8 protein-coding genes and 1 pseudogene are annotated in these 12,447 nt (G+C 38.1%); 6 read left to right on the top strand and 3 right to left on the bottom strand.

Translation table 11 applies throughout. From position 1 onward, the window contains the following. Positions 1-54 precede the first annotated feature (54 nt). The gene (locus J2S77_RS02560; protein ID WP_306974367.1) at positions 55-1,008 is read left to right on the top strand and encodes an aromatic acid exporter family protein; all 954 of its coding nucleotides are present in this window, start codon (positions 55-57) and stop codon (positions 1,006-1,008) included. A gap of 36 nt (positions 1,009-1,044) precedes the next feature. On the opposite strand, the gene J2S77_RS02555 is transcribed toward J2S77_RS02560, so the two are convergent. After that, positions 1,045-4,077 carry an efflux RND transporter permease subunit gene (locus tag J2S77_RS02555; protein WP_306974365.1) on the bottom strand — a complete coding sequence of 1,011 codons (3,033 nt, stop codon included), beginning with the start codon at positions 4,075-4,077 and terminating at the stop codon, positions 1,045-1,047. A 184-nt stretch (positions 4,078-4,261) separates the two neighbouring features. Further along, on the bottom strand, positions 4,262-4,405 hold the full coding sequence (gene prli42 / locus J2S77_RS02550) for a stressosome-associated protein Prli42 (RefSeq protein WP_306974363.1): 144 nt from the start codon (positions 4,403-4,405) through the stop codon (positions 4,262-4,264). 143 nt (positions 4,406-4,548) lie between these two features. Between prli42 and J2S77_RS02545 the strand changes: the two genes are divergently transcribed. The 5 genes and pseudogenes from J2S77_RS02545 (at position 4,549) to J2S77_RS02520 (ending at position 11,027) form a co-directional block, all read left to right on the top strand. Next, a complete protein-coding gene (locus J2S77_RS02545; RefSeq protein WP_306974361.1) occupies positions 4,549-6,207 on the top strand; it encodes an acyl-CoA mutase large subunit family protein in 1,659 nt (552 codons plus the stop codon). Between the two features lie 17 nt (positions 6,208-6,224). Then, positions 6,225-7,023 (top strand): annotated as a pseudogene (gene mce, locus J2S77_RS14425) (methylmalonyl-CoA epimerase). An 11-nt stretch (positions 7,024-7,034) separates the two neighbouring features. After that, positions 7,035-8,582, top strand: a complete 1,548-nt coding sequence (locus J2S77_RS02530; protein ID WP_306974356.1) for an acyl-CoA carboxylase subunit beta — start codon at positions 7,035-7,037, stop codon at positions 8,580-8,582. 19 nt (positions 8,583-8,601) lie between these two features. Then, positions 8,602-9,723 (top strand): M20/M25/M40 family metallo-hydrolase, encoded by a 1,122-nt coding sequence (locus tag J2S77_RS02525; protein WP_306974354.1) that lies wholly within the window; start codon positions 8,602-8,604, stop codon positions 9,721-9,723. A gap of 71 nt (positions 9,724-9,794) precedes the next feature. Next, entirely contained in the window at positions 9,795-11,027 is a 1,233-nt protein-coding gene (locus J2S77_RS02520) for a DNA polymerase IV (RefSeq protein ID WP_306974353.1), read from the top strand. A 44-nt stretch (positions 11,028-11,071) separates the two neighbouring features. On the opposite strand, the gene J2S77_RS02515 is transcribed toward J2S77_RS02520, so the two are convergent. Beyond that, positions 11,072-12,445, bottom strand: coding sequence for an aldehyde dehydrogenase (locus J2S77_RS02515; RefSeq protein ID WP_306974351.1), 1,374 nt, complete (start codon positions 12,443-12,445; stop codon positions 11,072-11,074). Positions 12,446-12,447 lie beyond the last annotated feature (2 nt).

Below are 12,447 nucleotides of genomic sequence, written 5' to 3'. Positions count from 1 at the left end.
TGAATAAGACATATATGATAGAAGAAGAAATATATTTTAGAAAGAGGCATGAGAATGTTTAAAATCGGGTCTAGAACAAGCAAAACAGCGATTGGTGCACCGATTTCAATCGTGCTAGCAAATGCTTTGCAGCTGGAAAATGCCATTAGTGCTGCGATTTTAACAATTTTATGTATTCAAGTTACTCGTCAACGTTCGCTTCAAAGTGCTTGGTATCGCTTCTATGCCTGTTTAATAGCGATTTTGGTATCAGGATTGCTTTTCGAATTGATCGGATATAATCCCATTGTTTTTGGGGTGGTATTAATACTTTTTATCCCTATTACCGTCCGACTGCAAATAACGGAGGGTGTTGTTACGAGTTCTGTTATTATGTTGCATATCTATGGGGCTGGGCAATTGACTCTTGCACTAGTCGCTAATGAAATCATTCTTATCTCAATTGGTTTAGGTGTAGCCTTATTATTGAATATGTATATGCCAAGTCTTGATTCAGAGCTAGTAAAAATTCGTAATCAGTTAGAAGATAATTTCGCGGTTATCCTTCAAGAAATTGCTAATTATTTAAAGACTGGTGATTATCACTGGTCAGGCCAAGAAATTACAGAAACGGCGCAATTATTAGAAGAAGCAAATCAACTAGCCTCCCGAGACGTCGAAAATCATTTATTACGTCGTCATCATCCGTTTTATCATTATTTTCACATGAGGGAGAAACAATTCGATATTTTAGAACGTATGTTACCTCTAATTAGTCGAATCGACGCTTCACAAGAGGAATACCATTATATTGGTCAATTGTTTGAAGATCTTGCAACACATGTACATCCAGGGAATACGGCTGTTAAATATTTAGATTCACTAAGGAGGATACGTCAACAATTTAATGATGAACCATTACCACATGACCGCCAAACATTTGAAGACCGTGCTAATCTATATTTGTTGCTTAATGAGATTGAGCAATATTTAATTTTAAAAAGGTCATTTAAAAAGAGTGATATATAAAAAGGATTGCTGGAAATTCCAGCAATCCTTTTTTAATTATGATGTCTTGTGACGTCTTTTATTAAAGATGATATATAACACTGGGACTAGGATTAAGGTTAATACAGTTGAGAATATAATCCCCGCAATAATGGTTATGGCGAGTGGCTTGAATAATGCATCGCCACCTAATGCGACTGGTGTTAAGGCTACAATTGAGGTAATCGTTGTTAAAATAATTGGTTTAAATCTTGCTTCTGCAGCGTTAATCACTGCTTTACTCATTGTTTCATTCGAAGCAATTGATTGTTCAATGAAATCAACAAGAACTAATGAATTTCTGACAACGATACCAGTTAACGAAACCATACCCGTAACTGCTAAGAAGCTGATCGGAGTTTGCGTAACGAATAATCCTAAGATTGCCCCAGCTATAGCTAGATACACCGAAATCAAAATTAAGAACGGCATAGATAATGAATTGAATTGAAAGGCAATTAATAAATAGACTAATAAAATTACAATCGAGAAAATAACAATAATTTCTGTGAAGAAGCTATCCTGATTATCTGTTTCAGCTCCAGTTGATAACGAAAGCTCTTCATGTGATTGATTGAATTCATCTATATCTGGTTGGATAGCTTCTTTAATAGGAGTCGTGTCATCAGCATACGCTCTAATTGTTATTGTACGATCACCATCTTTATGATAGATGGTTGGAATGACTTCTTCTGATTCTGCTTCGATTAGTTCAGATGCAGGTACTACAGGTGGACCAGAGTTTGAATTTACTGGAATAACAATTTCTTCTAAGTCAAGCGTTTCATCGTCTTGTAATCGATCAAGGTAAAGTTGGACATCGTACTGTTCGAGACCATCATTAATAGTCGTAGAAGGGTTGCCTGTCGTTCTTAATGCTAACTGTTGATTGATACTTTCAATTGAAATTTGATAGTCGCTCAATAATTCGCGGTTCGGTTGATAGACCGTTTGATCTGTTAAGTTTCCAATATTATCAACGACAAGATTAGCACCTTCTTCTCTTAACCGTTCATTATACTGATCTCTTAGGTTGATCATCTCGTCTAGATTATTTCCTTCAATCGTTACGGTTAAAGGTGCACCTGAAGGCGGTCCTTGTTCAATTGTCTCAATAAAAATTGTAGCATCCTCATAGTCACTACGTAACTCAGGTTCCCATTCTTCTTTAAAAGCTTCAGCGTTCGTTTCTGAAGTGTCGATTCGGACATACAATCGGCCAGTTTCTTCACCTGTATTTCCTTGACCTTGCGTAAATAATTGAGGGGCACTGCCACTTGTGAATAGACTAACATCCTTAATGGGTTCATTGCTTTGAGTTAAGTCTGATTCAATTTGTTGCAAGGTTTCGTACGTGTCTTCTTTCGTTAGACCGTTGTTAAGTGATACGTCAATTGTCACTTCTTCACGGTCCGCAGCAGGAAAGAATTCAAAAGGTGTCCATACGACTAATGCAAAAAGACCTGTTGTTAAAACTAACCCTAATGCAGCTGTCCGTTTAGGAACACGAATCAATCGTTTAACTAACTTATGGGCATACCATTTCCCACTTTTATTTAACCAATTTCCGAGTAGACCTGGATTAGCTTTGATGGTTTTACGTTTGTGTTTATACTGCACGTACCGAATGGCTGGTACTAATGTTAGTGCTACAATCGTTGAAGCGATAATGGTCGCGATTAATACACTAGGTAATGCTCGAATAAAAGCTCCATTTGCACCTGATAAGAAGATTAATGGTGAAAAGGTGAACACAATCGCTAATGTTGACGTTAAGATTGAGTTGCGAACTTCTTTGATTCCCATAAAGGTTCCTTTTAATGGGTCATCACCAAGTCGAAAACGTCTCTCGATATTATCGTTTAGTACAATGGAGTCATCAACTAAAATCCCGAGCGCAATGATCGCTCCGATGACAGATATTTGATTTAATGTTACATCTAAGAATGGTAAGGGAATCAGCCCGAGTATAAGTGAGCTTGGAATAGCTATTGCAACAACGAACGACCCAATCCAGGTTAAGCCTAATGTCGTTGTTAAAATGACAGCAATCACAGCGATTGCTAATGATAAAAATAAGTCATCGAAAATATTAGAAATAAATGAAGACTGATCGAAATAATGATGGAAGTTAATATTTTCAGGTAAATTGGAAGCCAGGTTTTGAACCTCATTATCAACTCGATCACTAACTGACGGTATATCTTCACCACTTTCTAAATAAACGGTTAGATTAATAGCTGCCTCACCCTGATAAGTGACATAGTCTGGTTGCTCAACAGGTTCTAGACCAATTGTAGCTAAGTCACTTAGTGGAACCGAACCGTTTTGTGAAGGGATGGTTGTGTTACTGATTTCATTGATTGATTCATAGTGATCAATCGTCAAAGTTTCATATCCATCTTCCGTCTGAATTTGACCCATTGGTGTTGGTTGCCATTCTTCTTCTAATGCTGTTAAGACATTTTGGAATTGAATTTGATTCTCTTGCAAAGCTTCAGGGTCTAAATCTATAACCATTTGTTCTTCTTCTAGGCCATTAAACTCAACTGAAGCTACACCAGAAATGGATGTTAAACGATCTTGCCATTCTTGTTGTGTATCTTGTAAATCATATAACTGATCGCGTTCAGAAGCTGTGAAATAATAAGATTGGCTTGGTGTTTCTAAATTAACAGCTTCAACATTCGTCTCTAATGCATAATCTGGTAAGTCTAGAGAGCTAATTTGTTGATTCAGGTCAGCGACAAGCTCAGCTTCATTCGTGCTATCCTCTAAGGACAACACTATATTTGAAAATCCACGAGTAGATGTTGATTGATAAGAATCAACCCCATCCAATTGACTGACTTCACTCTCAATCAAGGTTGTTATATTTTGTTCAACTTCTACTGGAGATGCTCCAGGAGAGGGTGTTGAAATTGTTATTTGATTGACTGGTGTTTCTGGAAAATCACGCTGAGGTATATTAAAGAATGTATAAATACCAACGATTAATAATAGGACGAAAAATAAAAAAATCATTTTATATCGCTTTAGCCAAAATGCCATGTTTCCAACTCCTTGATGTGAAAATATTTTAATATAATATCGTCATACCCGAATCTAAGACAAAATAACCACACCATTAAAAAATATGTGTCCATTTTGTGATTATTATCTCAATAAGCTCGTATTTATTTTCTACTTGCTAATAAAAAAAGCCATAGCAATAGCTATGACTTGGGAAATTGATTTATACGAACATGCTGACGCCCATCATAAGAGAGCTAAGAAGCATGGCGATAATCATAAGATAGATTACAATTGTTGTCCATGTGTTTTTCTTGCGTCGATTTGATGCATAAGGAGCGCGAGGTTGATTTTGCTTTTTAGACACACTTATACCTCCTTTAAAATCTCTAATAAACATATTGTAAAAGAAAAAAGAAGATTGGACAAGCCTAAACTTTCCTTTACAATAAGGTTAGATGACGAATTTTTCTCAAAATTATAAACTAGATCATTAAAGGGGATGGGAGAATGGATGAACAATTTCGAAAACAGTATGAGCGCTGGAAAGATGCAGTGGATAAAACGAACGAACGATTTCCAGAGCGGAAAGAGCAATTTACTAATCATTCTGGCATAGAAATTGACCGTTTATATTTACCTGATGAACAAGGGCAAACAAATGATTATGTTGAACACATTGGTTTTCCTGGACAATTTCCGTTTACTAGAGGAATCCAGCCTTCCATGTATCGTAACCGTTTTTGGACGATGCGACAATATGCAGGTTTTGGATCCGCTGAAGAAACGAATGAACGCTTCCGTTATTTACTTGATCAAGGTCAAACAGGTTTATCCGTCGCTTTTGATTTACCGACTCAAATAGGCTATGATTCAGACGATTATATGTCAGAAGGAGAAGTGGGTAAAGTAGGAGTCGCCATTGATTCTTTAATAGATATGGAAACATTACTAGATGGCATTCCATTAGACCGTGTTAGTACATCTATGACAATCAATGCGCCCGCTTCAGTTTTATTATGTATGTATATTGCAGTTGCAGAGAAACAAGGCGTCCCGAAAGAAAAGATTACAGGAACCATTCAAAATGATATATTAAAAGAATACATTGCGCGTGGCACATATATCTATCCGCCGAAACCATCGATGCGATTAATTACGAATATATTTGAATATTGTGCTAGTGAAGTGCCGAAATTCAATACGATTAGTATCTCAGGATATCATATTCGTGAAGCGGGCTCGACAGCCGTACAAGAGGTTGCATTTACATTAGCGAACGGTATGGCTTATGTTGACGCGGCAATTGAAAGCGGTTTAGAAATTGATCAATTTGCTCCAAGATTAGCCTTTTTCTTTAACGCACATAATAATTTCTTTGAAGAGACTGCTAAATTCCGTGCAGCAAGACGTATTTGGGCCAAATTAATGAAAGAGAAATACCAAGCTCAAAATGAGAAGAGTTTAAGGTTGCGCTTCCATACACAAACAGGTGGGTCAACACTGACGGCGCAACAACCTGATAATAATGTGGTACGAGTGGCATTACAAGCTCTATCAGCTGTACTTGGTGGAACCCAAAGCTTACACACGAATTCAAGAGATGAAGCGTTAGCTTTACCAACAGAGGAATCAGCACGAATTGCGCTTCGAACTCAACAAATCATTGCTCATGAAAGCGGTGTAGCTGATACTGTCGACCCACTTGCTGGTTCTTATTATGTCGAAGAGATGACAGATCAGATTGAAAAAGAAGCCATGGCTTATATAGACCGAATTGAAGAGATGGGTGGCGCAGTTCAAGCGGTCGAAGAGGGGTATATGCAACGTGAAATCCATCAAACAGCCTATGAAACACAGAAGAAAATTGAATCAAAAGAAGATATTATTGTAGGTCTAAATGAATTCCAGTTAGAAGAAGAAGTACATGAAGATTTATTGCGTGTCGATGACGCTTTAGAAAAACGTCAAGTTGAGAAAACACAACAGGTTCGAAAAGAACGAAATCAATCAACTGTCGATTCTAAACTGAATGACTTAAAACAAGCTGCTCAAGATGAATCCATTAATGTTATGCCTTATATTTTAGAATGTGTGAAGGCATATGCAACAGTTGGCGAGATCTGCCATACATTACGAGATGAATTCGGTGAATATACAGGTGTATAATAGGGGGAGAGGTTGAAATGGATCGAAAGATTAGAGTGCTAATTGCAAAACCAGGACTTGATGGTCATGATCGAGGGGCACTTGTCATCGCACAAGCCTTACGCGATCATGGTATAGAAGTGATTTATACGGGGTTAAGACAATCACCTGCTCAAATTGCTCAGGCCGCTATACAAGAAGATGTTGATGTTGTTGGTTTGTCATCACTATCTGGCGGCCATAAAACATTGTTTCCAAGGGTTGTTGAAGCCTTAAAGGAAAGAAATGCAGAGGATATTCCAGTTATTGGTGGAGGCGTTATTCCTGATGAGGATATTGCTTATCTAGAAGAACAAGGTGTTCAAAAAGTATTTACACCTGGCACACCTACGACAGAAACAGTCGATTTCATCAAATCAACTGTAAGAGGTGAAGATAATGAATAAGATCGCACATATTGGCATTGCCGTTAAGTCACTTGATGAAATGATTCCGTTTTATCGTGATCAATTAGGATTGACTTTTGAAGGAAAAGAGCAAGTGAACAGTGAACAAGTACATGTTGCTTTTTTCAAAATAGGAGAAAGTGCGATTGAATTACTCGAACCGTTGAGTGAAGAGTCACCAATTGCGAAATATATTGAGAAGAAAGGTGAAGGTATTCATCACATAGCATTTGATGTTGATGATGTTCAAAAGCGTTTAAATCATTTAAAATCAGAAGGGATACCCCTTATTCATGAAAAGCCTAAAACAGGTGCTCACGATAGTCAAGTTGCTTTTCTTCATCCAAAAGCAGCGAATGGTGTCTTATTTGAATTATGTCAGCAAAAATAGGAGGGGCGCTTATGGACATGTTTGATAAAATCAATGAATTGTATGATAAACGCCGCAAAGTTGAACTTGGTGGCGGCGATGAAAAAATTCAGAAACAACGTGATAAAGGTAAAATGACAGCCCGAGAACGAATTGATTATCTAGTAGATGAAGGATCTTTTGTTGAGCTAAATCCATTCATGGAACATCGTGTTACAGACTTTGGTATGGACGGAAAAGAAGTGCCAGGTGAAGGCGTTGTTACAGGTTATGCAACCGTTAATGATCGGCCGATTTATTTATTTGCGCAAGATTTTACGGTTTATGGCGGTGCTTTGGGTGAAATGCACGGAAAGAAGATTGCAGCTGTTATGGATTTAGCTGCTAAAAATGGCACACCATTTATCGGTTTAAATGACTCAGGTGGGGCTCGAATCCAAGAGGGCGTAGCTTCTTTAGATGGCTACGGTCACGTCTTTTATCGTAACTCCATTTTTTCCGGTGTGATCCCACAAATTTCTGTGATTATGGGACCTTCAGCAGGAGGAGCTGTTTATTCACCAGCGATCACCGACTTTGTCATCATGGTTGAAAAAACATCACAAATGTTTATCACTGGACCAAAAGTAATTGAAACAGTGACAGGTGAACAGATTACATCAGAGGAACTAGGTGGTGCTGATGTACATAACCGTCAAAGCGGAAATGCCCACTTAAAAGCTGAGAGTGAAGAAGAAGCATTGGATCAAGTGAAACAATTGATTCATTATTTACCTCAAAATAGCCAAGAGAAAACACCATTACAACCCTATGATGAAAAAGAGGATCTAAGGCCAGAATTAGCTGACTTAGTCCCTTTTGATGCGATTAGACCATATGATGTCCGTTCTGTCATAGAAGAAGTGGTCGATTATGAATCATTCTTTGAGATTCATCCTAATTTTGCTAAAAATATCGTCGTCGGTTTTGCGACAATAAATGGTGAATCAGTAGGTTTAGTCTGTAATCAACCGAAGTTTTTGGCTGGTGGCCTAGATATTGATTCAAGTGATAAGGCATCAAGATTTATTAGAACGTGTGACGCTTATAATATCCCGATTATTACCTTTGAAGATGTTACAGGATTTTTCCCAGGAGTTAAACAAGAACATGGTGGAATTATTCGTCATGGTGCGAAAATCTTATATGCTTATTCTGAAGCAACGGTTCCTAAGATGACGGTTATTACTCGAAAAGCGTATGGCGGCGCTTATGTTGCCTTGAATAGTAAATCAATAGGAGCTGACCTTGTTTTTGCTTGGCCAAATGCTGAGATTGCGGTCATGGGTCCTGAAGGCGCAGCTAATATTATTTTTGCAAAAGATATTCAAGAAGCCGATGACCCTGAGGCAGTCAGACAAGAGAAAATTGATGAATATCGTGAGAAATTCGCCAATCCATATGTAGCAGCAGGCTTGGGCATGGTTGATGATGTGATTGACCCTAGAGAAACTAGAATTAAATTAAAACAAGGACTTAAAATGCTACAGCATAAAAAAGAAGAAAGACCAAAGAAAAAACACGGAAATATTCCATTATAGATGTCGGAGGTAAACGAACATGCAGATTAATGAACAACGATTAATTGATGAGTTTATCGAACTCGTTCGAATTGATTCAGAAACACAACATGAAGCAAAAATTGCAGAGGCTTTAAAAACTAAATTTACCGATCTTGGATTACTTGTAGAAGAAGATCAAGCGATGGAACAAACAGGTCATGGTGCAAACAATTTAATTTGCACATTAAAAGGGACTAACTCCAATGCAGAGCCGATTTATTTTACGTCTCACATGGATACTGTTGCACCGGGTGTTGGGATTAACCCTTCAATTGAAGATGGTTATATCGTCTCGGATGGAACAACTATTCTAGGAGCAGATGATAAGGCTGGATTAGCCGCTATTATTGAAATGATTCGTACTTTACAAGAACAGGAAATAGAGCATGGGGATATCCAACTTGTCATTACGGTTGGTGAAGAATCAGGTTTAGTTGGGGCGCGTGCTCTTGATTCCTCACTTCTAACAGCTAAGTATGGTTATGCTGTTGACTCTAACGGGAAAGTCGGGAACATGATCGTCGCGGCACCATCCCAAGCTAAATTAGAAATCACCTCACAAGGCAAAAAAGCACACGCTGGTATTGCTCCAGAAGAAGGTGTTTCAGCGATTACATTAGCAGCAAAAGCTATTTCAAAAATGCCTTTAGGTCGAATTGATGACGAAACAACGGCTAATATTGGTCGATTTGAAGGTGGTCAAGCGACTAATGTTGTCTGTGACGAAGCCTATATTTTAGCTGAAGCTAGGTCACTAGAGCCGAGTAAACTTGATCAGCAGATCGAACATATGCAAGAAGCTTGTCGTCAAGCGGAAGAAGAAGTTGGCGGTTCCATAAAAGTCGAAGTTCGCCATATGTACCCAGGTTATAAACATGAAGATGGCGAACGTGTAGTTGAAGTTGTTAAGCAAGCAGCTCAACAAATCGGTCGTGACAGCGAGCTTTTATCAAGTGGTGGCGGAAGTGATGCTAATATTATCGCAGGTTATGGCATTCCAACGGTCAATTTATGTGTCGGATACGAAAATATTCATACCACTGAAGAACGAATACCTGTGCAAGAATTAGTGAAAATTGCTGAATTACTTACGGCAATTTCAGTAGAGGCAGCTAAATAAAACGTGTTATAATCGAGTGTAGGATTAGAATCTTGCGCTCGATTATTTTTGTTTTAAAGAAGGTGTAGGAAGTGGGAAAGGGACGCGTTATCTTCCACGTTGACATGAATAGTTTTTACGCTTCTGTTGAGATGGCTTATCAACCTGATCTCAAAGGGAAACCTGTGGCTATTGCAGGTGATCCAGAAAAGCGTAAGGGAATCGTTGTGACGAGTAATTACGAGGCAAGGGCATATGGTGTTAAAACGACGATGCCTTTATGGCAGGCTTATGAGAAATGTCCCCAGCTTATTGCCTTAAAACCGAATTTTCCAAGGTATCGTGAAGCATCGAAACAGATTTTTTCTGTCCTAGAATCGGTGACTCCTTATGTTCAACCGATTTCTATTGATGAAGGATATATGGATGTTACGGGTTATGACGGTGAATTAACGGCTCTTCAGTTAGCAGAATGGATTCAAGAGAAATTAACGTCAGAATTGGATTTACCTTGTTCTATTGGGATTGGACCGAATAAATTTCTAGCTAAAATGGCCTCAGATATGAAAAAACCACTTGGAATCACGGTTTTACGAAAACGAGAACTACAGGATAAGCTTTGGCCCATGCCAATCGAAGAAATGTATGGTATAGGCCATAAAACAGCTGAGAAGCTAAAACAACTGGATATGGCAACGATTGGAGATTTAGCCCATAAGAATGTTCTAACGATTAAGAACTTGTTAGGCGTGAATGGTGAAAGATTGCATATGAGAGCTAATGGGATTGATGAGCGAGAAGTAGACCCAGAAGCTATCCATGACTTTAAAAGTATCGGTAATTCTCAAACCTTGCCATATGATACAACGGAATTAACTGATATTCATCCCTTGATCAAACAGTTAAGCAGTCGAGTGGCTGAACGTATGAAAGTTAAACAAGTTGTAGCTGAAAATATTCAAATTATGATTCGCTATCATGATCATAAAACGATAACGCGTAGTCGCGCTCTAAGAGACTACGTCGAATCTGAAGCGGATATCGAACGACTTGCTCTAGACTTATTTCATGCACACTGGACAGAAGAACCTTTACGGTTATTAGGTGTGACCGTGCAGCACTTAACGCATAAAGAGGAAATAGGTAAACAACTCGATCTATTCACCTATGAACAAGAAGCTGAGAAAGAACCATTGTATAAAGCTATTGAACAAATAGAAGATAAATTCGGCAAGGATACATTCGTTAAATTAAATCACCAAGAAGAAACGCCTGTTTCTACCAGTTTTCAAAAGGATTTTTTAAGTGAAAGAAAGAAAAAATAACCACCTCATTCATCGGATGTTTTTGATGATCGAGGTGGTTATTATTATTTATTAAACAATTTATTAAAGACTTTTTCAGCAATTTTTGAGTGAGGATAGCGGAATGATAGATCAAATTTAGTTGTTTGTTTCACAACACTTTTGTGATGTGTGAATGTTTCAAAACTATGAACACCATGATAACTTCCAATTCCACTTGTCCCAACGCCACCGAATGGTAAGTGAGGATTAGCTAAGTGCATAATCGTATCATTAATACACCCGCCACCAAATGACAAGTTCTTGATTACCCAATCCTGCTTTTTACTATTCTCAGAGAAATAATAGAGCGCTAGAGGATTTCGTGCCTGTTCTACATGATCAACAACCTCTTCAAGATAATCAAATGATATAACGGGTAGGATAGGACCGAATATTTCATCTTGCATAACCTTTGACTGCCAATCAATATCATCGACAATGGTTGGGTTAAACTTGTGACTAGCTTGATCCTTCTGACCGCCATACAAAATACGACCTTCTGTTAAATAGTTTGAGAGTCGCTCAAAATGACGATCGTTAACAATTTTAGTATAGTCCTCGTTTTGAATTGGATTTGCAGAGTACATCGTTTCGATTTCTGTTTTTAGTGCTTCGATTAATTGGTCTTTCACGTTACGATGGACGAGTGCATAGTCTGGAGCCACGCAAGTTTGTCCAGCATTCATGAATTTACCCCAAGCAATCCTGCGAGCTGCCAGTTGAATCTTCGCATCCTCATCAACGATAACAGGACTTTTTCCGCCTAATTCTAGAGTTACTGGAATGAGTTGTTTACTCGCTTTTTCCATGACGATTTTTCCGACTTGGGTACTTCCTGTAAAGAAAATATAATCAAATGGTTGTTCTAGTAGAGCTTCACTCACATCTTTTTCGCCTTGAAAAACCGTAATATATTGATCTTCAAATGTTTCTTGAATCATTGATTCTAATAATTGACTGGTATGACTAGTGAATTCAGATGGTTTGATGACCGCTGTGTTTCCACCAGCAATTGCTCCAATTAGGGGAGCTAATGCCAACTGAAGTGGATAATTCCATGGGCTGATGATTAAACTGACTCCATAAGGTTGTTTGTAGATCATGCTTTTGGCCCCTTTATGAGATGTGGGGGACTTAACCTTCTCTGGTGACATCCAGCTCTGTAAATGATGTAGTGTTTCATCAATTTCATTATATAAATAACCGAGTTCAGTTAATAAGACTTCATAGCTTGATTTATTTAGGTCTTGTTTAAGAGCTTCGTATATATCTGTTTCATGGCGTTTTAACATCTGCCTCAATCGTTGTAATTGATGGGCACGAAATGTATGGGTCATCGTTTTACCAGCTTTAAATAATGTTTTTTGTTTTTGGATGGTAGATTCAATTGAGTTCACGT

It is taken from the genome of Alkalibacillus salilacus, assembly GCF_030812915.1.
In the GTDB taxonomy this organism is placed as follows: Bacteria; Bacillota; Bacilli; order Bacillales; family Alkalibacillaceae; genus Alkalibacillus; species Alkalibacillus salilacus.
This window is presented reverse-complemented; position numbering and strand designations above follow the sequence as displayed.

Excerpts from the sequence above, each read along its gene's own strand:
- J2S77_RS02560 (WP_306974367.1), top strand. The coding sequence starts at position 55 with ATGTTTAAAATCGGGTCTAGAACAAGCAAAACAGCGATTGGTGCACCG.
- J2S77_RS02555 (WP_306974365.1), bottom strand. The coding sequence starts at position 4,077 with ATGGCATTTTGGCTAAAGCGATATAAAATGATTTTTTTATTTTTCGTC.
- J2S77_RS02545 (WP_306974361.1), top strand. The coding sequence starts at position 4,549 with ATGGATGAACAATTTCGAAAACAGTATGAGCGCTGGAAAGATGCAGTG.
- J2S77_RS02530 (WP_306974356.1), top strand. The coding sequence starts at position 7,035 with ATGGACATGTTTGATAAAATCAATGAATTGTATGATAAACGCCGCAAA.
- J2S77_RS02525 (WP_306974354.1), top strand. The coding sequence starts at position 8,602 with ATGCAGATTAATGAACAACGATTAATTGATGAGTTTATCGAACTCGTT.